This window comes from Actinacidiphila guanduensis (assembly GCF_900103985.1).
GTDB classification, from domain to species: Bacteria; Actinomycetota; Actinomycetes; order Streptomycetales; family Streptomycetaceae; genus Actinacidiphila; species Actinacidiphila guanduensis.
In genome coordinates this window covers 453,285-478,950 of sequence record NZ_FNIE01000001.1, presented here as the reverse complement: position 1 = coordinate 478,950, position 25,666 = coordinate 453,285, and the positions used below count along the sequence as shown (strand labels likewise).

14 protein-coding genes are annotated in these 25,666 nt (G+C 70.1%); 6 read left to right on the top strand and 8 right to left on the bottom strand.

Annotated elements, in window-relative coordinates; all coding sequences use genetic code 11:
* Positions 1–54: 54 nt before the first annotated feature.
* The 7 genes from BLR33_RS02075 to BLR33_RS02045 all read right to left on the bottom strand — a co-directional run bounded on the left by BLR33_RS02075 (position 55) and on the right by BLR33_RS02045 (position 13,052).
* Positions 55–3,018 carry a glycoside hydrolase family 3 C-terminal domain-containing protein gene (locus BLR33_RS02075; protein ID WP_093782469.1) on the bottom strand — a complete coding sequence of 988 codons (2,964 nt, stop codon included), beginning with the start codon at positions 3,016–3,018 and terminating at the stop codon, positions 55–57.
* A gap of 386 nt (positions 3,019–3,404) precedes the next feature.
* Positions 3,405–6,014 (bottom strand): discoidin domain-containing protein, encoded by a 2,610-nt coding sequence (locus BLR33_RS02070; protein WP_093782725.1) that lies wholly within the window; start codon positions 6,012–6,014, stop codon positions 3,405–3,407.
* Between the two features lie 457 nt (positions 6,015–6,471).
* Complete coding sequence (locus BLR33_RS02065; RefSeq protein ID WP_093782468.1) at positions 6,472–8,391, bottom strand: alkaline phosphatase family protein; 1,920 nt, start codon at positions 8,389–8,391, stop codon at positions 6,472–6,474.
* 247 nt (positions 8,392–8,638) lie between these two features.
* Positions 8,639–9,901 (bottom strand): iron uptake transporter deferrochelatase/peroxidase subunit, encoded by a 1,263-nt coding sequence (efeB, locus tag BLR33_RS02060; RefSeq protein ID WP_093782467.1) that lies wholly within the window; start codon positions 9,899–9,901, stop codon positions 8,639–8,641.
* Positions 9,898–11,226, bottom strand: a complete 1,329-nt coding sequence (locus BLR33_RS02055) for an EfeM/EfeO family lipoprotein (RefSeq protein ID WP_245771088.1) — start codon at positions 11,224–11,226, stop codon at positions 9,898–9,900. The genes efeB and BLR33_RS02055 overlap by 4 nt, the downstream gene beginning before the upstream one ends.
* 288 nt (positions 11,227–11,514) lie before the next feature.
* Positions 11,515–11,946, bottom strand: coding sequence for an SH3 domain-containing protein (locus BLR33_RS02050; protein ID WP_093782465.1), 432 nt, complete (start codon positions 11,944–11,946; stop codon positions 11,515–11,517).
* Positions 11,947–12,152: 206 nt separating this feature from the next.
* The gene (locus tag BLR33_RS02045; RefSeq protein ID WP_218136588.1) at positions 12,153–13,052 is read right to left on the bottom strand and encodes a VOC family protein; all 900 of its coding nucleotides are present in this window, start codon (positions 13,050–13,052) and stop codon (positions 12,153–12,155) included.
* A 266-nt stretch (positions 13,053–13,318) separates the two neighbouring features.
* On the opposite strand from BLR33_RS02045, the gene BLR33_RS02040 reads away from it, so the two are divergent.
* Both BLR33_RS02040 and BLR33_RS02035 read left to right on the top strand, forming a co-directional pair.
* Positions 13,319–16,252, top strand: coding sequence for a helix-turn-helix transcriptional regulator (locus BLR33_RS02040; RefSeq protein ID WP_093782463.1), 2,934 nt, complete (start codon positions 13,319–13,321; stop codon positions 16,250–16,252).
* A 683-nt stretch (positions 16,253–16,935) separates the two neighbouring features.
* Entirely contained in the window at positions 16,936–19,776 is a 2,841-nt protein-coding gene (locus BLR33_RS02035) for a LuxR family transcriptional regulator (protein WP_093782462.1), read from the top strand.
* A 22-nt stretch (positions 19,777–19,798) separates the two neighbouring features.
* Here the strand turns inward: BLR33_RS02035 and BLR33_RS02030 are convergent, their stop codons facing one another.
* Positions 19,799–20,608, bottom strand: coding sequence for an SDR family NAD(P)-dependent oxidoreductase (locus tag BLR33_RS02030; RefSeq protein WP_176930075.1), 810 nt, complete (start codon positions 20,606–20,608; stop codon positions 19,799–19,801).
* A 727-nt stretch (positions 20,609–21,335) separates the two neighbouring features.
* Here BLR33_RS02030 and BLR33_RS02025 point away from each other — a divergent pair.
* From BLR33_RS02025 to BLR33_RS02010, 4 genes are all read left to right on the top strand, one after another.
* Positions 21,336–22,109 (top strand): alpha/beta hydrolase, encoded by a 774-nt coding sequence (locus BLR33_RS02025; protein ID WP_245771087.1) that lies wholly within the window; start codon positions 21,336–21,338, stop codon positions 22,107–22,109.
* Between the two features lie 57 nt (positions 22,110–22,166).
* Positions 22,167–23,003, top strand: coding sequence for an alpha/beta fold hydrolase (locus BLR33_RS02020; RefSeq protein WP_245771086.1), 837 nt, complete (start codon positions 22,167–22,169; stop codon positions 23,001–23,003).
* A gap of 130 nt (positions 23,004–23,133) precedes the next feature.
* Complete coding sequence (locus tag BLR33_RS02015) at positions 23,134–24,261, top strand: MBL fold metallo-hydrolase (RefSeq protein ID WP_093782458.1); 1,128 nt, start codon at positions 23,134–23,136, stop codon at positions 24,259–24,261.
* A gap of 220 nt (positions 24,262–24,481) precedes the next feature.
* Complete coding sequence (locus BLR33_RS02010) at positions 24,482–25,567, top strand: MBL fold metallo-hydrolase (protein WP_093782457.1); 1,086 nt, start codon at positions 24,482–24,484, stop codon at positions 25,565–25,567.
* Positions 25,568–25,666: the final 99 nt, after the last annotated feature.

Below are 25,666 nucleotides of genomic sequence, written 5' to 3'. Positions count from 1 at the left end.
CCCGCGCTGAGCCGCCCCGTACGCCGGAACACCCCGCGGTGAAGCGGCAGTTGCTCAGTCCTGGATCAGATCGAACTCCTCCCACGGGCCGATCGCCGTCCGGTTCGCGATCAGCGGTGCCGCTCCCGCGTTCTCGGCCGTCACGTACTGGTTGTCGGAGTGGGCGCGTAGGGTGATCGCGCCGTCCGGGTCGTGGATCAGGTCGAAGGTCTCGGCAGCGCCGATCGTGCCGCTGCTCGCGATGAGCGAGCCGGAGCCGCCGCTCGGCGAGGTGACGTACTTGCTGTTGGTGTGCGAGCGCAGCGCGACCTTGCCGCCGCCGAGGTCGATCTCGTCGAAGGTCTCCCAGGGCCCGATCGCCGTGCGGTTGGCGATCAGCGCCGAGGCGCCGTTGTCCTCCGCGGTGACGTACTGGCCGTTGGCGTGGGCGCGCAGGCTGATCGCGGTGCCCTGCGCGGGCGGGGTGCCGCCCCCGCCGGCCGGGATCGTGACGGTGCCGCTCAGCGGGGTGCTGCGCGAGGAGTCGCCCACCCGGACCGTGTTGGTGCCCGCCGCGTTCGTCCAGCCGTTGTCCCAGTACTGGAAGCTGCGCGCGTTCAAGGTGACCGAAACGTGCTGTGTCTGGCCCGGGTTGAGCTGCACGCGCTGGAAGCCCCGCAGGCTCTCGGGCGGTTCGCCGGTGGCGGCGGGCTCGCTGACGTAGACCTGCGCGACGTCCGCCCCGGCCCGGCTGCCCGTGTTGGTGACGTCGAAGCCGACGGCGACGTACCCGCTGCTGTCCGGCTGACCGACCGTCAGGTTGCCGTAGGAGAAGGTGGTGTAGGACAGCCCGTAGCCGAAGGGGTAGAGCGGGGTCTTGTTCTGGCTGTCGTACCAGCGGTAGCCGACGTCGACGCCCTCGCTGTACTGCACCTGGTTGTTCTGGCCGGGCCACTGGGCGGTGGTGTGCGCGGGCACGTCGGCGAGGCTCTGCGGGAAGGTGACCGGCAGCTTGCCGGAGAAGTTCACGTCGCCGTAGAGCAGGGCGGCGATTGCGTTGCCGTCCTCCTGGCCCGGGTACCAGTTCTCCACGATGCCGCGGACGCTGCCCGCCCACGGCATGGTGATCGCCGAGCCGCTGTTGACCACCACGATGGTGTTCGGGTTCACCGCGGCCACGTCGGAGACCAGCTGGTTCTGGTCGGCCGACAGGTCGATGGAGTCCAGGTCGGCGCCCTCACCCTCGGACTTGTCCACGAAGACCAGCGCCGTGTCGGCGCCCCGCGCGGCGGTGACGGCCGCGCCGTGCAGGTCCTGGTTCGGGATCTGCCAGCCGAGCGACAGCTCGCTGCCGCCGCCGTCCTGGAAGTAGTCCACCTCGATGCTCACCGGCTGGCCCGCGGTGAGCGCGACCGTGCCGGTCTTGGTGGTGGGCGGCTGGTCGGCCCAGTTGTCGATGACCTGCTGCCCGTTGACGAACAGGCGGCTGCCGTCGTCACTGCGCAGCGAGAAGGTGTACGAGCCCGTGGTCGGCGGGGTCAGCGTGCCGGTCCACTTCGCCGACCAACTCGTGGCCGGGACACCGGACGTCGGAGAGGCGCCGCCCCACTGGAAGCTGACCGTGGGGTCCACCCCCGAGGCCAGCGGCGAGCCGCCGAGCGACGTCCCGTTGTAGAACTGCCCGTACAGGCCGTGCCCGCTGCCCTGCGAGGGCGTCAGGTAGGGGCTGTCGACGACCTCGCCGCCGGGCGAAGCGTAGCCCTGCGCGTAGGTGACGGTGGCGCCGGAACCCGCCCGCGCGGACAGCGCCGCGTACGGGGTGACGACGGAGGCGGCGGCCACGTGCGCGCTGCCGCCGCCCGCGGTGAGGGCGTTGGGCCCCGCGTCGTCGCCGATCACGGCGATCTTCTTGTTCGAAGAGCCCAGTGGCAGCGCGCTGTTGGCGTTCTTCAGCAGCACGCTGCCCTCTTCGGCGACCTGCCGGGCGGTGGCCTGGTGGGCGGCGGTGCTCACCGGCGTGGTGATGGTGCCCGTCTGGGTGGTGTCGAACAGGCCGGCGGCGAACATCGAGGTGAGGATGCGCCGCACGTGCCCGTCGAGTGTGGCCTGCGAGACCTGGCCGTTGCTGACCGCGTCGGCCAGCGCCTGGCCGTAGAAGTCCTGGCCGTTCATCTCCTGGTCGAGACCGGCGTTCGCCGAGGCGACGGTGGAGTGGGTGCCGCCCCAGTCGGAGGTGACGAACCCGGTGAAGCCCAGGTCGCCTTCGAGGACCTGCTGGATCAACTGGGCGTCCTCGCAGGCGTAGGTGCCGGCCACGGTGGCGTAGGAGCACATCACCGAGTACGCGTTGCCCTGCTGGACGGCCGCCTCGAAGGCCGGCAGGTAGATCTCCCGCTGGGTCCGGTCGGACATGATGACGTTGTCCTGCGGGTTGTTGCGGTTGGTCTCCTGGTTGTAGTCCGCGTAGTGCTTCACCTGGGCCATCGGGCCCTGGCTCTGGATGCCCTGGATGTCGGCGGCGCCCAACTCGCCAGCCAGGTAAGGGTCCTCGCTCAGCGACTCGAAGGCGCGGCCCCAGCGTGGGTCGCGCACGATGTTGACGGTCGGGCCGAGGACGACGTTCGCGCCCTTGTTCCACGCCTCGTTGCCGATCACCTGGCCGTAGCTCTTGGCCAGGTCGCGGTCCCAGGACGCGGCCGCGGCCACCGGGGCCGGCGGTTGGGTCACCCCGCCGGCGCCGTCGGCGACGCCGGCCGGGCCGTCCTGCAGCCGCAACTGGGGGATGCCCAGGCGGGTGTTGGCGTCCACGCAGGCGCCCCAGGAGCACTGGGCGCCGCCGTGCATCATGGTGATCTTCTCCGCCGTGGTCATCTGCGCCAGCAGTGCGTCGGCGCGCTGGGCCGGGGTGTCGGCGGCGTTCATCCACGGCTTCGACGCGGCGGCGGCGTGCTGGGCCGGCAGCGCGCCCGTGGTCAGTGCCGCCAGCGCGGCGACCGCGACGGCCACCACGCTCGGCAGCAGGGGTCGGCGACGTCTCATGGCCACTCCGTTCGGGTTCGGCGGGCGGCATCTGCCGCCGCCCGTCTGGGGGGATGGAGCCCTGGGGGTGTGCACCCTGAGAATTGTCCGTGAGTTGCAGAGAGGTCAAGACGCTGTTACGCGAATTCGCCGGGATATTGCGTCAAGTCGTCGCTGTAAGCCGCAAACCCGCCCCGCGCGCGGCCGGTTCCGTACAACTCCGGACGAGCCGTCCTGTGACTCCGTACGAGCGGCGGGCAGTGGGCCGCGGCACGCCGGAGCCGGACGGGCGGCGGGGAAAGCGAGCGGGCCGCCGCTCCGACGGACGGAGCGGCGGCCCTTGTTCAGCCCTTGTTCAGCCGGTGTTCAGCCGGTGTTCCCGGTGGTGCCCGAAGGCGCCGGCCGGCTCACGGGTAGGACGTCACCGTCGACGGAGTGGTCGAGGTGCCGGACGTGCCCGGGCCGGTGTTGTTGATGACGTGGGCGTATTGGCCCATGCCGCCGAGCGACACCACGAGCAGGTCGTGGAACTTCACGCCGGCCGTGGTCGGCGCCTCGAACCCGTGGTCCTGGATGATCGTCGGGTCCGCGGTGAAGTTGCAGTAGCTGCCCAGCCCCCAGCCCTCGTGGCTGGTGACGTTGTCGTCGACCTTGTAGGCCGCGTAGCCGCGGGTGCTGCCGTTCTGGATCGCGGCCTGGTTCGGCGGGTCGTAGGCGATCTCGTTCTGGAAGAAGATCGTCTTGCCGTTCTGGCCGGCCCACTCCACGTCGTACTTCTCGAAGTGCTCCACGAACAGGCCGGTCGCCAGCACGTTGTTGCCGTTGACCTTCAGGCCCTCGTCGGCCGGGTTGGTGGTCCACCCGACGCCGGCCCCGTGGTCGGCCCGCCACAGCCACGTGTGGTCGATGATCACGTCGTTGCTGTTGATCTCGAAGGCCGTGCTCGCCTGGCCCGGGCCCGCGCCGCCGATCCGGGCGAACACGTCCTGGATCGTGGTCGGGTTGCTCGCGTGGCTCGCGTTGGAGCCGGGCGCGCCGACCTGGAGCAGCTGCGGGGACTTGCCGGTGCCGGCGTCGATGAGGAAGCCGGCCAGCTTCACGCCGTCGACGTCGGCGACCTTCACCGCGTCCACGCCGTTGTCCGGGATGACCGTCGCGTAACCCAGGCCCAGCACCACCGTGTTGGCGCGGGTGACGTTGATCGGCTGGTCCACGTGGTAGATGCCGGGGGTCAGCACCAGGTTCAGGCCCTGGGCGAGCGCCGCGTTGATCGTCTCGGCGGACACACCGGGCTTGGCCACGTAGAACTGGGTGAGCGGGATCGAGGTGCCCGGCGTGTTCGGCCAGTCGACGCCGCTGGCGTTGGTGCGCAGGTTCGGCACGAACACCTGGTAGTTGCCGCTGCTGTCGATGTACATGTACGGCTTGTCACGCGACTCGGGGGTCGAACCGAGCGTGGTGTAGACGGGGTTCGGGAAGCCCTGGGCGGGAGCGCCCTGGACGCCGGAGAACACCATGTTCCACACGCCGTTGGTCCAGCCCTGGATGGAGCTGTCGCGGGTGTACCACTGCTGCTGCGAGTAGGGGCCGACGGTGCCGTCGATCTTGCTGTCGGCGATGTAGCCGCCCGAGGCCCAGCCGTAGCCGTTGGGCGCCAGGTTCAGGCCGCCCTCGACGTGGATGCGGCGGAAGGGCGCGGCCTGCGCCACCGCCCACCGGTCGGTGCCGCTGACCGGCTTGATGGCCATGTTCTCCACCGAACGCCAGAAGTTCTGGGTGGCGTTGCCGTTGAACCAGCCGGCGTCCACGGTCATGTCGCCGTTGATCTGGACGTCGTCGGGGTTCTTGCCCAGGCCGGAGACCGAGGTGTAGAAGCCGATCTGGTCGTTGATGTTGTTGTACGTGCCCGGCTTGAAGAACACCTGGTAGCGGGCGTCGCCGAACTGGTTGCTCTCCTGCTGGGAGAAGATCGAGTCCAGCTGCTGCTGGATGTTGGGCGTCGAGGGGTCGAAGACCTTCACGTTCGGGCCGAGGTCGCCGCCGCCCTGGATCGGGCCGGTGCCGCCGCCGGTGCTGCCGCCGGTCGAGCCGCCGCTGTCGTCACCGGCCGTGCCGTAGACCTGGAACTCCCACAGCGAGTAGCCGTACTGCGTGCCGCGGGCGGTGCCGTACAGCCGCACGTAGCGGCCGGAGCCGGTGACGTTGAGCGTCTGGTTGCCGCCGGTGCCCGAGGTGGTGGAGTAGATCGAGGTCCAGGTCGACCCGTCGTTGGAGGTCTGGATCTGGAACGACTTGCCGTACGCCGTCTCCCAGTTGAGGACCACCGAGCTGATCGTGGAGGTGGCGCCGAGGTCGACCTGCAGCCACTGCGGGTCGGAGGCGGCCGACGACCAGCGGGTGCCGGTGTCGCCGTCCACGGCCGCGGAGGCCGGCGTGCCCGCGTTCTCGGTGGAGGACGCGGTGGCCGGGCGGCCCTGCGAGATCAAGGTGGCGCCGGACGGCGGGGTGGTGCCGCCGCCGGTGGAGCCGTAGACCTGGAACTCCCACAGCGAGTAGCCGTACTGGGTGGCCCGCACGGTCCCGTACATCCGGACATAACGCCCGGAACCGTTTACGGCGACCGTCTGGTTGCCGCCGGTCCCCGTCGTGGTCGAGTACAGGTCGGTCCAGTTCGATCCGTCCGAGGAGACCTGGATCTTGAAGGACTTCGCGTACGCCGTCTCCCAGTTGAGGGTCACGGAGGTGAGGTTGTCGGTGGCACCGAGGTCGACCTGCAGCCACTGCGGGTCGGCCGCCGCCGAGGACCAGCGGGTGCCAGTGTTGCCGTCCACGGCCGCGGAGGCCGGCGTGCCGGCGTTCTCGGTGGAGGACGCGGTCGCCGTCTTGCCCTGCGAGAGCAGGGTGTCGGCGGCGTGCGCGGAGTGCAGCGGCACGAACAGCAGCAGCGACGCGAACAGCGCCGTCACCACGGCGGCGACGATGTTGCGCTGTCTGCGCAGGGAGTGCGGCGGCGCCATGGCGTGCGCGCCGGACGCGGTGGGGGGCGGGAGCATGGGCACTCTCCTGGGTCAGGGGTGGGGGGCAAGGGTTGCCGAACCGGCGTCGAGCGCCCCCGTGTTGACGAATGAGAGCGCTCTCCGATGCTTACCGAGATGTTTCTCCCTGTGTTTCATCCATGTCAAGAGTTGTGCACAGGACCCCGCACCGAAATCGCTGCGTAGCCGTCAGGTGCCGTTGCGGGCGGTATGTGTTCAGACGGTGAAGACAACTCCTCGGCGCTGACGGGCAGTTGCTTCAAGGCCCGGACAGTCCGGGGACCGTAGCGCCTGCCGCCCGGCGGTCCGGTGCCGACCGACGCGCGAGGGCCGCCCCGGCATTGCTGCCGGGACGGCCCCTGGAGGACCGGCTGCGGGGTCTGGCGGGGCCCCGCGGCCGGGTGGTGCTGACGGCGTGTGCCGGTCGGGTGCGGACCGGTCAGGCCGCCGTGGTGGAGTGCGCGCGCTGCCGGCGGGCGTAGTACAGCGCGCCGCCGCCGACCACCAGGACTCCGGCCGCGATGCCGATCGGCAGCGCCGGCGAGGAACCGCCGGTCTCGGCCAGGGTCTGGGTGGAGACGTCGTTGCCGCCGGACGAGCCGCCCGCGGCCGCACCGGTGCTGCCGTGGCCGTGGCCCTTGCCCGGACCGCCGGGCGGGTTGCCGTGGCTGCTGATGTTCTTGACCGACTTCACCGAGCCGTCGGAGTTCAGCAGCACCTGCTTGTTGTTCGGGTGCCTGAAGTCGAAGGCGTTGGTGAGGGTGCCCGCGGTGGCGTCGAAGGACGCGTCACCGACCCGGCCGGTCTTCCAGTTGTCCTCGATGAACTTGGTGACCGACGCCTGCTCGGTGCGGGTGTGGTCCACCGCGTTCACCTTGCTGTAGGGCGAGATGACCAGCAGCGGCTGGCGGGTGCCGGGGCCGCAGCGGTCGGCGTAGCCGCCGGCCGCGGCCGGGCCCGCCTGGCAGGCGGCGCTGTCGGTGGTCTTGCCGTTCGAGCCGACCGTGGTGTCCTTCGAGCCGTTGGCGGGCTTGGCGAACGCGTGGTCGTACCAGCCGTCGGAGTCGTCGTAGGCGATGACGACCGCGGTGTCCTTCCAGTCGGGGGAGGACTGGATGGCGTTGATCTCCTTGACGAGGAAGTGCTGCTCGTCGATCGGGTCGGAGTAGCCGGCGTGGCCGTCCTGGTACTCGGCCGCCTTCAGGAAGCTGACGGAGGGCAGGTTGCCCGCCTTGAGCGCCGCGTCGAAGTCGGTCAGGTCGTAGTTGTGGTTCGCCTGGCCGTTGTGGCCGATCTCGGCGACGTTCTTCGGCGGCAGGTGGTGCGGGTTGGACGTGGACTTGTAGTACTCGAACGGCGAGTGGTGCGGGCTGTAGTCCACCGAGGAGGCACCGGAGACGTTGGTGTGGGTCGAGCCCAGGCAGCTCGCGTAGTCACCCTGCTTGCCGTCCCACGCGGTCGAGGGACGGAAGCCGCCCTGGAACCAGCCCCAGGTGACGCCCTTGGCGTTGAGCAGGTCGCCGACGTTCTTGCCCTGCAACTCGGCCAGCGCGTTGGTGCTGGTGTGGCTGTTGTCGGAGCAGTCGTCGAAGGCCGGGTCGGGGTCGTTGATGACCGTGCCGACGCCCTTGGCGTTCGGCGAGACCACGGTGTACGAGTCCGGGGTGGTGGTCTGCTTCGGGTTCTCCGTGCCGGACTTGGGGTCCACGGAGATGACGCCGTGGGTCTGGCCGGAGACGAGGTTCAGCGCGCCCGGCGTCGAGGGGCCGTAGGTGGAGCTGTAGGAGTTGTCGCCGAGCGTGTAGTGCTGGGCGTAGTTCCACAGACCCGTGACGGTGTTGCCGTCGTAGTAGTCCATCACCAGGCCCGGCTGGTAGAACAGCCCGCCCGAGCACTTGCCCGAGTCGGTGTTCTGCACGTAGCCGTCGGCCTTGCCGCCGTTGGCCGCGTACTGCTCGGGGCCGTAGGAGTGGTTCTGGTCGCAGGTGACGGCCTGGGCCGGCGTCAGCCGGGTGGGCGGGTACTGGTTCGGGTTCTTCTTCAGCAGGCCCGAGTTGGTGAGGTTGTCCACCTTCGGCGTCTTCTTCGCCGCGGTGAACTTGGTGCCGTCGGTGTTCGCGGCCTGCGGGTACGTCGCGAAGTAGTGGTCGAACGACACGTTCTCGTCGTAGATGACCACCAGGTGCTTGATCGGGGTGGTGGTGCTGGAGCTGCCGCCGCCGTGGTGCGCGGAGTCGGCGTACGCGGGCGCGGTGCCGCCCATCAGCGCGAGCGCCGCGGCCCCGGCCAGCGCGCCCAAGCGCGCGGTCCGCAACCGCGAGACCCCTCTTCTCCTGACCGTACCGCCTGTGGTGCTCATGCTTCTTCAGCCTCCGCTGTGTGGTGCAAAGCGCGTGCCGTGATGATGTCTTCGCGCACGTTGGTCCAATGCCGAACGCGATCGTTCTGGTGAGCCGCGACACGGTGTCGGCCCGCTGGTGACCGGAAGGTGAACAGCGGGGGTCGGTTCGGGGTGCCGGGTTTCGCCGGCGTCCCGAACCGGATCGGGACCGTTGCAGGTGGGGCGGGGTGCGACTGCTGGGACTCGCCGCGCTGCCGGCGCCCGGTCAGGCGAGCAGGGCGCTGCCGTACCAGTCCGAGCGGTCCTTCACCCCGGGCAGTGCGAAGAAGTAGCCGCCGCCGAACGGGGCGACGTAGTCCACCAGCGGCTCGCCGGCCAGCCGCTTCTGCACGGCCGCGAACTGCCGCTCGACGTCCTGCTGGTAGCAGACGAAGACCAGGCCCATGTCCAGGTTGCCGTTGCTGTCCATGCCGCGGTCGTAGTTGTACGCCCGGCGCAGGATCCGCGAGTCGTCCGTCGCGGCCGTGCGGGGGTTCGCCATCCGTATGTGGCTGTCCAGCGGGATGACGTCGCCCATCGGGTCCTGGGCGAACTTCGGGGTGTCGAACTCGTGCACGCCGTCCAGCGGGGCGCCCGTGTCGCGGTTGCGGCCGAACATCCGCTCCTGCTCGGTGATCGAGACCCGGTCCCAGAACTCCACCAGCATCCGGATCAGCCGCACCACCTGGTACGAGCCGCCGGCCGTCCAGGCCGGCTCGCCGCCGCCCCCGGCCCACAGCAGCCTGTTCGCGACGGCCGGGTCGGCGACGTCGGGGTTGGCGGTGCCGTCCTTGAAGCCCAGGTGGTTGCGGGGGGTCCCGCTGGGCCGCGAGGGGCTGCTGAAGCCGTCCATCCGCCAGCGCACCTGCAGGCCGCCGCGGGTGTGCCGGGCGATGTCGCGCAGGGCGTGCAGCACCGTGTCGGTGTGCGGGGCGCTCAGCTGGAGGCTGAGGTCGCCGTGGCACCAGGCCGGCTGCAGGTCGTCGTCGGGGAACTCCGGCATCGTGGTCAGCCGCAGCGGCTTGCGGTCCGCCAGGCCGTAGCGGCCGTCGAAGAGCGAGGCGCCCACGCCGACGGTCGCGGTGAGGCCGTCGGCGGGCACCTGCGGGCCGAGGGTGCCGCTGTCGGAGGGCGAGTCGGTGATGCCCACGGTGGGCGGAGTGCCGCCGGTGGTCAGAAAGCGGGCCCGCTCGGTGAGGGTGTGCAGCAGCTCGGTCAGCTCGCGCCGGTCGGCCGCGGTGACGTCGAAGGAGACCGTCACCGAGGCGGACTGCACCGGCTGGGTGATGCCCGCCTGGTGGGCGCCGTGGAAGGGCGCGGCGGCCGCCTTGGGGGCGGCGGGGGCGGAGGCCGAGGCGGTGGCCGCCGTCAGCGCGGTGGCGCCGCCGGCCACGGCCCCCACGGCGCCGACGCCGACCGCGGCACCGCGCAGGAAGCCGCGCCTGCCCAGGTCGCCGTGGTGCTCGCGGCCGGGGGTGTCGCTGGTCATGTGGTCCTCCGTACGTCGCAGATCGCCGCCACCGGGGCGAGTTGTTCGAGCATGTCGCCGAAGTAGGCGTCGACCTTCTCGCGCTGGGCGCGGGTCAGCTTGCCGACCGGGGTCCAGGTGCCGCCCTTGTCGAAGGTGCGCAGGTACGCCTGGGCGTCGTCGAGGGTGGCCTGCAGCCGGGCCAGCCCCGGGTCGCGGTCCTTGAGCAGGGGGGCGAGCTCGTCGAGGATCTCGCGCGAGCCGTCGATGTTGGCCGCGGCGGTGGCGAGGTTGGTGCCGCTGCCGTAGTCGGTGCGCGCGGTCAGCTCGAACTGCTCGCTGTTCTCGATGATCTCGTGCGCCCGCAGGCCCATGTTCGCCGGGTCCATCTGCTGGGTGGCCCAGTCCTTCTGCAGCTTGCGGGCCGCGTTGTCCAAGGTGGCCGCCTGGCCGCGCAGCGAGGCGGCCGAACGGCCGTGCCACAGGCCGTACTCGATGGCGTGGAAGCCGGTGAAGCCGGCGGCGTGCGCGGGGTCGACGTCCAGCTGCACGGTGCCGTTGATCACGCCGTCGGCGTCGCCGAAGGTGTCGTAGGCCGCGCCCATCCGCTCGTAGACGAGGTGCCCGGCGAGCCAGTCCCGGCGGGCCGCGGCGAGGTCGCCGCCGTCGATGTCCTTCTTCAACCTGCCGGTGTCCGCCGAGAGTTCGGTCATCCGGGCGCGGATCCACTTCTGGTAGTCCAGCGTCGGCGGGATCAGGTCGTGGACGGTGACCGGGCGGCTGGCCGGGCCCTGCGGGACGTTGCCGGGAACGGTGACCGTGGGGCCGGTGACCGAGTCGGTGTCCTCCTGCTGGCACTCGAACGCGTAGGTGCCGCTGCCGAGTTCGACGGGCATCTCGCGGACGGTGCCGGGCGCCAGGCCCTCCACCTCGGCGTAGAACTTCCCCGTCTTCGGGTCGGTGAGGTACACCTCGGTGGCGGAGGCGCCGGAGTTGTGCAGGTCGAAGACCTGGGTGCCGGTGTGCGGCTTGCCGTTCGCGCCCCAGCCCTTGCCGCAGGTGCTCGGCGAGACGTCGATCGCGGTGTGCGGCAGCCCGGTGTACGCCGGGGTGGCGCTCGCCGCCGGATCCGCCCGGTCGCCGCCGTGGTGCCCGGTGGCGGTGATCGCGACCACGCCCGCGGTGACGGCCACCACGACGGCCGCGGCGGTGGCGGTCACCCGCCAGTCACGCAGGTTCAGCCGGCGGCCGCCCGAGGGGCCCGGCGCGGCAGGGGGCATCTCAGGGGGCGCACCGCCCTCCTCGGCGGGGTCTGCGGCAGGCTCGGGCTCGGGTTCGGCGGACACACCGGACCTCCGGGAATCGGTGCAGCGGAACGTGGGACGCCGACATGCTAAACACGCCGTGTCACGCCCACCCACCTGCCCAAAGGCCATGAACCCACAATTCCCCCGCAGTTCACCGGCCGGACACTGTAAGGGTACCCTCACCAGGTTTTCGGGCCCGGGAGCGGCGTTCTGCCGCCCTCCGGGCCCGTCGTGGAACGAGGGTCGCGCTCAGGTCGTACGGTTGATGCGGTTCGCGCTCGGACCGTACGGGGGACGCGGGTTGTGCTCAGGCCGTACGGGCGCCCCTCAGCACCACGGCACGGTCGCCAGGTTCTGGACGTAGCGGGCGGCCACGTACCCGGTGCGGCCGGCGCCGAGCCGGTACCAGCGGTTGTTGCCGTCCACGTTCTGCCCCGTGACCTTGCAGTGCAGGGCGACCACGGCGCCCGGCTGGAGGGAGCCGAGGTACTTCGAGTTCGAGGTCGCCTGCGCGCGGATCGACAGCGGCAGACGGGAGACGACCTTGCCCTTGGGCTCGGCGGCGGCCTGCGCGGACTGGCCGGCCGCGGGGGTGGCGGTGCTGCTCCCCCCGGCCGGAGCCGCGGTGGCACTGCCGGCGCCCGCCCCCGGCCCCGGGGCCGCGGCGAGCGCGGGGGTGGCGGCCAGCGCGCCGGAGCCGGCGATCAGCAGGCCGGCGACGGCGGCGGCGACGCGGTGCCTGGCAAGGCTTGAGTACATTGCGCCTTCTTTCATGCTCTTACGTGAAGTGCTGCCTTCCACCTCCTTCATGGCACGGACGGCGGCCGAACCGGCCCAGGGAAACGGCTTGTCCACCCGGATGGACGGCAATCGGACGGGTACGCACCGCCATTCGGGAGGCGCGCACGCCCCCACGCGCACGCCCCCCTCGTACGGCTCCACCGGCGCGCCCCGCCCGTACGCCCCTACGCGCGGTCGAGTGCCGTGCAGACGCACGCCTTGTTGCCCTCGGGGTCGGCGAGGACGGTGAAGGCGGGGGCCTGGGAGTCGTCGACCAGGGTGCCGCCCGCGGCGAGGGCGGCCTCGATGCGGGCCGGGGCGACCTCGGGGGCGAGCCACAGGTCCAGGTGCCAGCGCTGGCGGGGCAGCGGGTGCGGGTCGGTCTGCTGGAACCAGACGTTGGGCAGGAGGTCGGTCGGGTGGAAGACGGAGTCCCGCACGGCGTGGCCGGGCGAACCGGTCAGCAGGGCCGACCAGAAGGGGCCCGCGGTCGCGAAGTCGGCGGAGTCCAGGGCGAGTTCGACCTGCGCCACCTCGCCGGGCAGTGCGGTGAGGCCCTGCTCGCGGGCGAGCGCGCCGAGGGTGCGGGCCAGGGTCACGTCCGCCGCGGTGACCTCGCGGCCGCCGTCCGGGGCCGTGGTGTAGAGCGAGATGTCGACACATCCACGCGCGAGCCTGATCTCGGGCACCTCGCGGCCCGCCGCGGCCGCCGCCCGGACGACCGCGGTGGCGAACACGGCCGCGGCCTCGGCGTCCCGGGCGCGGTAGCGGGCCGCGAGCGGCTGCCCGAGCTTGCGCCAGTCGCCGAGGCCCGACGCGATCAGCCCGAGGATCTCGGGGGTGGGGAGCCGCGCACCGCCGCTCGCGGGGGCCGCCGACTCCTCGCCCCGTCCGAGGAGTTCGGCGATCCGGGCGTCCACCTGCCCGGGGTCGTAGCCGCGCCGGACGATACGGAAGCGCGGCGGCTGCGGACGGTCGCCGGCGAAGGGTGCGGCAGCAAGGGCGCCGAGGTACGCGTCGACCTCCCCGCGCTCGTAGCCGTGCTTCACCAGGTCGAACCCGCGAAATCCGGAAGGCGTCGTCACCGCGCACAGCCTAGCCGCGCCGCCCCCGGGGGACACAGCCACCGGCAGGCCGGGGCCCGGCCGCACCGGAGCGCCCTGCCGGCGCAGCATGGAGAATACTGTCCGCAATCGAGGTCGGGCGTGTCAGCGGTCTTCGTGTACCGGTGACTGAACCGGCTCGGAGCGCAGAGCGCGGGCGACCCGGCGTAGCGAGGCGGAGCCTCGCGCGGGCCGGTCGTGCATCCGGGCCGCCCGCGTTGAAGGAGAGGAGAGGCCATGCCCGGGATATGCCACGTCACCGGCAGCCTCCGCGGACGCGGCAGCGCGTGGACCGATGCCGTGCTGGAATGTGGTGGCTGCAACGCGATTGTCGCCGACGAGAGCGTACTCCCGCTTCTCGCCGGTTCCACGGCCGCCGTCGGCGTCGGAAGGCGGCGGCCGTGAAACCGGTTCTCAGAGGCCGTGGAGATGAGATGAGCCGGGTTCTCAGCCTCCTTCGACGAGTGGAGCAGACGGGGCAGGGCGCAGCCGTGTTCGTCCGCGGGGAGCCCGGCATCGGCAAGACCGCCCTGCTGGACGCAGTGTCGGAACAGGCTTCCCGCCTGGGATTCAGGGTCGGCCTGGGGAAAGCGGAGGAGCAGAACCAGATCGCTCCGATGGCTCCCCTCCTTGCGGCGCTGCGCTTCGGAAGCCGACCGCTCCTGTCGGCTGAGGCATTCGCAGACCTTGCGCCTCTGTACCGGCAGCAGCTGTGGCTGGTCGACCGGCTGGCCAGCGTGCTGGAGGAGCACGCGATGCGGTCCCCGCTCCTCATCGCGGTGGACGATGTCCAATGGGCCGATCGCCTCACTGTCTTCGCTCTTCGCACCCTGCCTGTACGGCTGGCGGATGTGCCCGTTGTGTGGATGCTCAGTTCCCGCCCCGACCCTGCCGGCATGGCGGACGAGGTGCATGCCGTCGTGAGGACGGACATTCCCGTCGAGGTCATGGATCTCCAGCCGTTGGCGTCATCTGACGTCGAACTGATCGCCCGGGACCGGTTGGGTGCTCCACCCGGCGAGCGTCTGGTACGTCTGCTGCAGGGGGCGAACGGTGTGCCCTACCTCGCGGTCGAACTGATTGATGCCATGCTCGTGGAGGCCGGACGCGCGGACGACGACGCGGCGACCGGCGGCGAGGAACTTCCCGGCCCGTTTGTGACAGGACTGCGCGGCAGGCTGCACCGGCTCCCCGAGGAGGTCCGCCGCGTCCTGGCCGTCGGTGCCGTTCTGGGGCGGTCCTTCCGCATCGACGATGCCGCGGCGCTGCTGGACGGTATCTCGACGGAGGACGTCATCCGGCTGCTGGAACAGGCCATGCGGGCCGATGTCCTCGGGACCGACCGGGACCGCATCGTCTTCCGTCACGACCTGGTACGGCAGGCGGTCTACGCGGACGTGCCTCACCCGATGCGCACCATCCTCCACCGGGCCGCGGCGGAGCTGCTCCTGACGACTGGCGACGACCCTGTCGCAGCGGCGCCCCATCTCCTGGTGAGCGCGGTGAAGAACGACCGCAGAGCAATCGACATCCTGCACCGGGCGGCCAAGGCACTGCGTACTCTCGCCCCCGTAACGGCGTCCGACCTCATCGTCGCCGCCCTCGCCCTGCTGCCACGGTGGGACAACCTGTCGTTGCGCCTCGGCGAGGAGGCCATCGGTATCCTCGGCGAGGCCCATCGCACGCGTGAAGCGATGGCACTGGGTGACGACCTCCTGGAGAACAATTTCAGCAACGAGGACACAGCACGCATCCAGGGAAGGCTGGCCTGGCTGCTGTGGGGCTTGGGCAGGCCCGACGAGATGTCCGCGAGGCTCGAGTCGGCACTCGCATTGAACGGACTTTCGGCCGGAACACGCCGGCACCTGCTCAGCCTGCACGCGCTCGCGCTCTCGCGCGGCACGGACATGATCCGGGCCGAACAGGTCAGCACCAGAGCCCTCGAAGAGGCCGGCCGCAGCGGCGACCGTTCCGCCGAGGCCCTTGCCCTGCGCGCGCTGGCCGACATCGCGTTGACCGAAGGACGCGTCAGCACGGCCCTGGAGCAGTTCTCGCTGCTGCGCTCCACCGGGCGATCCCTCGATGTGGGTGAAATCATGACCCTGCTGCTCGTGGACGAATACGACTCCGCCAGCCGCCTGATCCTGCTGAGCCGGCGCAGCGCCGACGACACAGGCATCTCGTACCAGATTCCCGGTCTGCTGTTCGCCCAAGCAGTGCTTGACTTCCGAAACGGCCGACTCGACGAGGCCAGCACCGGCTTCGCCGCACTGACGGCCCTGGGAGATGGTCCACCCCACGCTTTCCAGAAGGCGGCCAAGGTCGTCATGGCGCGGATCGCCCTCCACCGCGGCGACCTCCAGATCGGTCGCGAGCTCTGCGGCGCAGTGAGCTGGGACGCCACCGGGGAACCGCCCGAGCCACGCCAAGTGATCATGTGGGGTCGCGTTCTCATCGCCGAAGGCAAGCCCGACGAAGCCGTCCGTCTCCTCCTGCACCACCGCGTACTGGACGACTTCCGCATCGGTTTCAGGTGGACCGAGCAACCGATCGGCATTCCCGATTGGATCGTCGAATTCACCGACGCAGCGGCCGCGAGCGGTCATCACGATGTGGCCGTCCGGATGGCCCGCCTTCTTCGCTGTTATGCCGAGCGCAATCCGAACTCCCACCTCATCAGCGGCTTGGCCGACCAGGCAGAAGGACTGGCAACCGATGACGTCGCACTCCTGCGGCGGGGGCTCGAAGGGATCAAGCACAGCCGGCGAGGGCTCCTTGAGGCCGGGGCGTGGGAGAAGCTCGGGTATGCACTGCTCCGGCGAGGCGGGAAGGCGGAGGCGACACAGCTGCTGGAAACGGCGGGGGACGCCTTCCAGAACCTGGGGGCACTGGGGGACGCGCGCCGCGTCCAGCACGCCATGCAGGCCGCGGGCTTGCGTCGCCGGCGCCGCACCAGCGCCGTCGAGCGGCCCTTGTCCGGCTGGGAAGCGCTGACGGACACGGAGCAGCGTGTCGCCCGTCTCGTGGGAGAAGGCCACTCCAATCGGTCGGCCGCCGGTGAGCTCATGCTCTCCCCCAACACGATTGCCGCCCACCTTCGCACCATATTCCGGAAGCTTGAAGTCAACTCACGCGTTCAGCTCGCCAACAAGCTTCGTGACGAAAAGCGTTCGGCCGGGTGATGTCCGGGCTCGCCGGCCGTCCACGGGTTGCCGGACAGCGCCTGACTCCGCTCCGGAGACAGTAGGACTGTAGGACCGGGGAATCGGGCCCACATGCCCGACGGTGGTCTGTGCACCTCCGCAATTGCCACGGGTCTGCATCCTCGTCCACCACACCCGTGCCGACCGGATCGACGACCTGCGCGGCATCATTGCTGCACGGCCCGCGGAACTGCAGGCGATCGCCAGCCTCTGTCCGTTGTGGTGGAGTGCTCGGCGACGGTGTGCGGCCGTCGCTCCACGCTGCCGCACCTCCCCGTCGACGAACCCGCCTGCACCCCGGCCCGCTGGTTGTGCGGTCCGGAAGAGCCGCACCCCACTCGATCGGGCCGGGGTGGCCGATACACGGGTGATGGTCCGCGCCAGGACTGCGCGCAAGGCACCACGGAGACACAGCACGGCTCATCTGTTTCGACGACTCTCGGGGGTGTCGGACACGGGACGCCGCTGGTCGCCCTCCTCAGTCCTGGTGATGTCTCGAGGCGGCGCTGTGTGATCTCCTGTCCGCGGGATGCGGCGTAAGACGGCACACCGCAGCAGACGTCGGACGCGCGGCGAACACACAACACAGTGGCATCAAGAGCATCTCGCCGAACGCGTTTCCATCGACCAGGCTCGGCGCGGACACAACGGGAGCGTGACCTGTGGGCTACAGCGGCCCCTTTACAGATGACGCAGCCGAGGCCCTGGTGGGGCGCGCCAGGCAACTCGAACGCATTCGCGGCTTTCTCGGCTCAACGGACCGCGGTGGGGCCCTCCTGCTGTCGGGCGATGCGGGAGTGGGCAAGACCGCCCTGCTCAACGCCGTGGCAGAGGCCGCAGTCGCCGACGGTTCACGGGTACTGCGCGCTGCCGGCGTGGAGTTCGAAGCAGACGTGAGCTACTGCGGCTTGCACCAGGTCCTCTTCCCCTTCCACGAGGCATTCGGTGACCTCGACACAAGTCACGGCGATGCGCTGCGGGTCGCCCTGGGCTTCGGCAGCGGGTCACCGCCGGAACGTCTCGTCGTGTCCAGCGCGACCCTCATGCTGCTGCGGCACGTGGCCGCATCCAGCCCCCTGCTCCTCATTGTGGACGACCTGACCTGGCTGGACCGAGCCAGTGCCGCCGTCCTCGGTTTCGTCGCCCGCAGACTCGACGGCACCGGCGTCACTTTCCTCGGCGCCATGCGCTCGGGGACCGAGACCTTCTTCAACGGCGGCGGCCTGCCCGAGTTCGAGGTGCCGCCCCTGGACGCGGAGGCGTCGAGAACTCTGCTCGCCACACGATTCCCGACGCTCGCCGACGGCGTTTCCCGGCGCCTTCTGTCGGTGGCAGAGGGCAACCCCCTGGCTCTTCTGGAGTTGCCCACGGCCCTGAACGGCCAGCAGCGTGCGGCCCTGGAGGACCTTCCCTCGGTACTGCCACTGAGCCGACGGCTCCAGGCCATGTTCGCCTCCCGGGTGGCCGCCCTGCCCCTCGCCGCACGGCGCCTGCTGCTTCTCGTGACGATGGAGGGGACCGGTGACCTCGGAATCCTGCAGGCGTCGGCGCGGCGGGCCGGCTACGAAGCCGAGCTCGACGTCCTCGCCCCGGCTGAGCAGGACCGCATGGTGACTTTCAACGAGGCCACCAGGCGGCTCGTTTTCCGGCACCCCTTGATCCGGTCGGCAGTGGTGGACGTCAGCACGAGTGCCGAACGCCGCGCCGCGCACCGCGCCCTCGCCCAGGTCCTGGTGAACGAGCCCGAGCGCCGCGCCTGGCACCTCGGGGAAGCCTCCGTGGAACCGGACGAGCAGGTGGCCGCCCTGCTGGAACAGACGGCGCACCGGATCACGGGCCGCGGCGACTGCGTCGGGGCGGTGGCCGTGCTCGTACGGGCGGCAGAATTGAGCCCGAGCGGCTCGGACCGTGCCCGTCGTCTGGCAGAGGCGGCTTACCTCGGTGCCGAGGCGACCGGGGAGCTCCGCGGTGCTTCGGAACTGCTGGAGAACGCCCGTCTGGCCGACCCGGACCTGAAGGGTTCCCTGCGCTCCGCCGCTGCCGCCGTCTTCCTGATCCTCAACGACGACGGAAACGTCGACGCCGCCTACCGACTGCTGGTCGGCGCCATCGAGTCCGGCACCCACCAGTACCTGGCCAGTGACAGCGCCCTCATCGACGCGCTCCACCTGCTCCTGATCCTGTGTTTCTTCAGCGGCCGCGCAGAGCTGTGGAAACCCTTCTACGCGGCAGTCGGCCGTCTGAGACCGGAGCCGCCCGCCTTGCTGTCCGTGGCCGCCCGGACCGGCTCCGATCCGGCTCGTTCGGGGGCTGCCGCGCTGGATCAGCTGGATTCGGTCCTCGCCGGCTTCCAGGACGAGACCGACCCGGCCCAAGTCATCCGGGCCGGCAGCGCCTCGATCTACGCCGACCGCCTGGGGGCTGTGCGCGATTCCTCGTGGCGGGTCGTCCTGCAGGGGCGCGACGGCGGTCCGGTGCGCCGGCACCTCGGCGCGCTGGTGCACCTGTGCCTGGACGACTACCTGACCGGCCGGTGGGACGAGTGCACAGAAATGGCCGAGGAAGGAATACAGCTGTGCGAGACTTCCGGATACCACGCCTTGGCCTGGTACTTCCTGTACAGCCGGGCCATCGTCGCCGCGGCCCGTGGTGACGAGGAAACCGCCGACCGCATGACCGACCGGATGATCCGCTGGGCCACCCCCAGGGGCATCGAGACGGCGGTGCACTACGCGCGGCACGCACGTGCCGTCGCCGCACTCGGAGGCGGCGCCTTCGAAAGCGCCTACCAGAACGCGACGGCGATCAGCGCCGCGGGGACCTTCGCCTCCCACGTTCCGCACGCGCTGTGGGTGGCGATGGATGTCGTCGAAGCCGCGATACGGACTGACCGGCAGGGAGAGGCGGTTGCTCATGTGTCCGCGATGCGGGAGACCGGCATGGCAGTGCTGTCCCCGCGGCTCGCCCTGCTGGCAGGCGGCTCGGCGGCGCTGTGCGCGACCGAGGACGACGAGGCCATCCACCTGTTCAGGCAGGCGCTGGCCATAGCAGGAACGGAGCGGTGGCCGTTCGATCTGGCCCGCGTGCGCCTGGTCTACGGGGAACGGCTGCGGCGCGCCCGCGTGAACGCCGACGCCAGGGAGCCGCTGCGGCAGGCGTACGACGCCTTCACACGCCTCGGCGCCGAGCCGTGGGTCAAGCGTGCCGCCAAGGAGCTGCGAGCTACCAGATGGGGCATGGTGAAGGACACGCCGAGCGGCGAGGTGCTGACGCCGCAGGAGTGGGAAATCGCGGAACTGGCGGCGTCCGGCCTGAGCAACCGGCAGATCGCGGAGCGGCTGTACGTCTCGCACCGGACCGTCGGCTCACACCTGTACCAGATATTTCCCAAGCTCGGGATCGCCTCCAGAGCCGCTCTGCGCGACGCGCTCGCGGATCTGGAAGGTGGAGACCACCCCCCACGCCCCACTGGTGCCGAGGCGCGGAGGGCGTTCCTGGACTGACGGCGACGCCCTTACCGTGACGTCATGAAGCGCCGCCCCCGGATCCGTTTCCGGGCTGACGAGGTGTGATCCGCGGCGGGCGGGTTCCCTTGGGGCTGTCCACGACCGCCGCGATGGCTTCGGCGGTCCGAGCCACTTCGGTGCGCTCACGGGTCTGCTCCACCAGACTCAGGTCCACGCGGTGGGTCAGTCCGGGGAAGCGGTCCTCGTAGGACCGAAGGGTCTCGGTGTCGTCGGGACGGACCGTGTGCAGGAGCGGCCCGGTGACCGGGACGGGGGAGTCCGGGGCGACGATCGTGGTCTCGATCCCGAAGCCGATCAGTTCTCTCGCGTAGCTCTCCGCAAGATGTGCGGTCAGGGCGAGCGCCGCCGAATGCAAGGTGAGATAGGGAGTGTTCCCGTCGTCGAGGGGGAGCGGCACCACCCAGATCAGCAGTCCCTCCTGCCGCTGCCGCATCTGGGGGAGGACGGAACGGTTCACCCGCTGCGTGGACAGGACGTACTCGTCGTAGATCCCCGCCAACTGGTATGGGGTGAATGACTCGATGGGGCCCCGGGGCACCGGCCCCACGGTGTGGACCACGGCGTCGATGCGCCCGGCCTCTGCCAGGATCCCAGTGACCGTGTTCGCCACCGAGCGCTGGTCTGCCCTGTTCAGCGTGACGGGGCGTAGGCGTGCGCTGTTGCCGGCGGTCCGCTGGTCCGGCGCGCTTCGACGGCGGCCGGCGGGATCGACTCCCGCGTAAGCGACGTTTCCGGTCTCGGCCAGTGCCCTCGCGGTCGCTGCCCCGAGGTTGCTGGAAGCCTCGGTGACAAGGACGATCTTGGGCATCAGGCTCCCCGGCGCATGCCGCCGGCGCTGGAGAAGCCCTGGACAGCGCAGGCGCCCGCACGTCGGGCGCTTGTCGGAAGGAGTGGCGTCACGACAGGCAGCTCCCTGCGGCGCCTGCGGCCCGGCCATCGGGTTGCCGGCTGTTCATGGAAGTGGCCGTGCGTTGATCGTGCCATGCCGCCCTGCCTGCCCCTCGTAGGAACAACAGCCGTGGACGCCCCTCGGGCTCGGTTCATCCGGCAAGTATCAGCGGGGAACGTCTGCGCCCACATCAGTCGAATGACTGAGGGCGCGGCTGTCCCCGACGCTTCGAGACGCGGACCAGGGGCGAGGACGCTGATGCCCCAAGGCCGCCGGCCCCCATGCGGCCCTCGCCGCGGGACGGTCGGCGACGCCGCAACGGCTGCCCGTCCCGGCGACTGGTGAACCCTGAATGCGGTCGTTCGACGCATGCGGGAGCCCGGAACGCCAGGGAAGAATGTTGGCGACAAATGAGGCCGACCCCCTGTGGGCGGCACGGATGTACAACCCGGCCGGCCGGTACAAGGGCAGAGGCTCCGCCTCTGTATTGGTGACCAAAATCCTTCCCTGTGCCGCGGTGGTGGCGGATATGCAGGGGCCTCGAAGATCAGTGCCCATTTCGTGCCGGCCGGCTGTGCGGCGAGGTTGTTATCAGCTCATTCCCTGTGTGGAGAGGTCCGCCATGTCCCTTCCGACTCCGGTCGTTATGATCCACGGTCTGTGGATCCATTCAGATTCGTGGCAGAACTGGATGGAGGTTTATCGGCAGGCTGGCTACCAGCCGTTGGCCCCCGGCTGGCCGGGAGACGGCGGGACCGTCGCCGCCACACGCGAGAACGCGGATGCGGTGGCCAATCACGGTATCGAAGAGATCACCGAGGGCTACCGTCGAGTGATCACTTCGCTTGATTCCGCGCCGGTCGTCATCGGCCACTCCTTCGGTGGCCTGATCGCCCAGAAACTGCTGGCCGAAGGGCAGGCGCGCGCCGCCATCGCCATCGATCCCGGTCAGATCAAGGGTGTCAAGCCCGTGCCGCTCGCGCAGATCCGCTCGGGCCTGCCCGTGCTCGCCCACCCGAGCAACAAGAAGAAGGCGGTCTCGCTCACCAGGGATCAGTTCCACTACGGCTTCGGGAACGCCATCCCGGAAGCCGAATCGGACGAACTGTTCGAGCGCTGGGCCATTCCTGGTCCCGGCCGACCGCTCTTCGAGGCGAGCACCGCCAACTTCAGCAAGGCATCACCGGCAGCGGTGGACACGAAGAACGGAGACAGGGGGCCCTTGCTGATCGTGGGGGGCGGAAAGGACCACACCGTACCGGAGGTCGTCGCGGAGGCTGCGTACAAGCTGTACGCCGACGCCGAGGCCACGACCGACTACAAGTCGTTTCCTGACCGGGGCCACTCACTGGTGTTCGACCACGGCTGGAAAGAGATCTGCCAGTTCACCCTCGCCTGGCTCGAGAGCCAGGGCATCTGAGCATTCGGCGCATGGCCGCGCCGCGGCCATGTGTCGACGTTGATGAGAAGGAAGATCATGAATTCACCCATGAGGCACGGCAAGCGCACTTCCCGCTTTGCGATGCTGGGCACCGCGCTGGTCCTCGGGGGTGTGAGCGTCACGGCTGTCACGGCGTCCTCCGCGAGTGCCAAGCCCGTCGGCTCGGTGACGGCCAAGCCGACCGTCGTCTTGGTGCATGGCGCGTGGGCCGACGGCTCCAGCTGGGCCGGCGTCGTCTCCGGCTTGCAGCGGGACGGCTACACCGTGGACGTACCCCCCAACCCGCTGGAGGGCGTGGCCAGCGACTCCGCTTACATCGCCGACTACCTCAAGACCATCAGCGGGCCCATCGTGCTGGTCGGCCACTCCTACGGTGGCTTCGTCATCAGCAACGCCGCGACCGGCAATACGAACGTCAAGGCGCTGGTCTATGTCGACGCCTTCATTCCCGCGCAGGGCGACACCCTGAACGGGCTGAACTCGAAGTTCCCGGGGAGCCAGATCACTCCTGACGCGCTGAACTTCGCTCCCGAGCCCGGTGGCGTCGTCGACGCCTACATCAAGCAGGCGGACTTCCGCGGCATTCTCGCCAACGACCTGCCGGCCGGTCAGGCGGCCGAACTGGCTGCCACGCAGCGCCCGCTGGCGGCATCGGCGCTCGAGGAGCCCTCCGGAGCCCCGGCCTGGGCCTCGATCCCGAGCTGGGACGTGATCGGCACGGTCGACCACGCACTGCCGCCGGCCGCACAGGAGTTCATGGCGCAGCGTGCGGGGTCGACCGTGACGACGGTCCACGCCTCCCACCTGTCGATGGTCTCCCACCCCCGCGCGGTGCGCGAGGTCATCGAGGACGCGGCCAACGCCACGTCCTGACCGCTACCCGGCAGGGCCGCGAGATCCGGCGCCGTGACGGCGCCGGGGTCCGGCACCTCATCGCCGCCCGCACAGGCGAACCCTCACCCGTTCCCGGGGCCCATCGGCCCACTCCCGAATGTGAACTCGTATGAAAGCTGAACCTGGTGACTCCGGCACCACGCGGTTGTCCTCCCGCCGAGGTCTCATCAAGGGGGCCGCGCTCGGCGTCGCGCTGCCGTCGGCCGCGGCCCTGCTCGGACCGGTGCTGGCCACCCCGGCCAGAGCGGCAACCCCGGCCGCATCGGCCACTGCCTCCGCGACCGCTGCGCTGCCCGACTTCGCGCCCGTGCCGGCGGCCTCGTTCGGGCCTGCCGTGAACTCCGACGGCTACTTCGTCGGTCAGATCAAGGGCAACCTGTACTGGGTCACCGATTCGTACTACCAGGCCATGTTCCTCACGACCCGCGAGGGCGTGGTCGTGGTCGACGCGCCGCCCACGATCGGCAACAACCTGCTGCGGGCGATCCAGGAGGTGACCCGTTCCCTCGGGCGGCCGAGCCGTGTCACCCACATGATCTACTCGCACAACCACGCCGATCACATCGGCGGAGCGGGCCTCTTCGGCGGCCGGGTGGAGCGCATAGCCCACGTGCAGACGCGCGAACTGCTGCGCAGGGCGGCGGATCCCAACCGGCCCCTGCCGACCACGACGTTCAAGAACAACCTCGTGGTCGAGGTCGGCGGCGAGCGTCTCGAACTCGCCTACCACGGCCCCAACCACTCGCCCGACAACATCTTCATCTACGCCCCCGCGTACAACACGCTCATGCTCGTGGACGTCATATTCCCGGGCTGGGCGCCGTTCAAGAACCTCGCCGAGTCCCAGGACATCCCCGGCTGGATCGGGGCGCACGAGACCGCCCACGCCTATCCGTGGACCACGCTGGTCGGTGGGCATCTCGGACGGCTGGGCATCCGTGCGGACCTGGACGTGCAGCGCGACTACGTCGGCGACCTCCAGAACAGCGTGCGCAAGACGCTCACCACCATGGACCCGACGCCGTTCTTCGAGAAGTACGGGGCCACCGGCAACGGGTGGGCCATCTTCAAGACGTATCTGGACGCCGCGGCGCAGCAGGCCGCAGCCCCGGTCATCAGCGCGTACCTCGGGAAGCTCGCCGCCGCCGACGTCTTCACCCTGGAGAACGCCTCGGCCATGATCAACTCGATGCGCATCGACTACGACGTGCTCGGGCCGTTCGGGAACCACGCCTGAGCACGCCGACGGCGGCCCGGAAACCGGGTGGTGCGCCGTGCGCACAGGCCGGCCCGCCGGCGACAGCCGCTGGGCCGGCCTGCCGATACCCGAAGGGCGCTTTGCGCTCATGACGAGTTGCAGCGGTGCCTGAGGGTCTCCCCTTTTCCCTGCCGGACGGGGAGGTCGATCTCCGTTCGGCACCATCTGTCCTGTCAGTGATGCAGCAGAAGGAGTGGCAATGGCAATTCAGCCCCACCGAAGCCGGGCAGATCGACGCGGATTCGTCCGGCTCGCCGTCGGCGCTGCGGCAGGATCGGCGGCGGTCCCCTTCCTGGGAAAGGGATTACAGAGTGCTGCCGCGGTTGAACCGTCGACCTCGACCACCTATGCCCCGATTCCGCCCGCGGCTCTCGGGCCCGCCCTCAACTCCGACGGCTACTTCGTCGGCCGTATCAAGGGCAATCTGTACTGGATCACCGACTCGTACTTCCAGGCGATGTTCCTCAGCACACGTGAGGGTGTCGTCGTGGTCGACGCGCCGCCCACGATCGGCAACAATCTGCTGCGCGGCATACGTGAGGTCACCACGGCCAACGGGCGGCCGAGCCGGGTCACTCATCTGATCTACTCCCATTCGCACGCCGACCACATCGGCGCCGCTTCCGTCTTCGGCAAGGACGTCGTCCGCATCGGCCACACGGAGACGCGTCGCCTGCTGCGCAGCGACCGGGATCCCCACCGCATGCCGCCCTCAGTGACCTTCGACGACCGGTTCCGGCTGTCCGTCGGAGGCGAGACTCTGGAACTCGCCCATCACGGCCCGAACCACTCCCCGGACAACATCTTCGTCTACGCCCCGGACTACGAGACCCTCATGGTCGTCGACGTCCTGTATCCGGGCTGGGTGCCCTTCAAGTGGCTCGCGGTGTCCAGCGACATACCGGGCTGGATCACGGCACATGACATCGCTCTCAGGTATCCCTGGACGACACTTGTGGGCGGTCACATCGGACGGCTGGGTCATCGGGCGGACGCGGAACTGCAGAAGCAGTACGTCACGGACCTCGAAACCGGAACGCGTGACGCCATTGCCACGCTGGACCCGGCGCCTTTCGAGCAGGAGTTCGGGCCCTCCCATAATTCATGGGCCATCCACGCCGCATACCTCGACGCGGCGGCCCAGCAGGTCGCGGCGCCCATCGTCGCCAAGTACCTCGGCAAACTCGCAGCCGTGGACGTCTTCACTCTCGACAATGCCGCCACGATGGTCGAGTCGGTGCGGATCGACGCAGGAGTCCTCGGGGCTTTCGGTATCCATCCCTAGGTTGTCGCCCGGGCGGCGGGATCGCGAACTCCATGGTGCGGCGGGCCGGAAACCGGTGGCCCCGGCCAGGAGCACGGCGGCATCGCCCACTTCGATTGC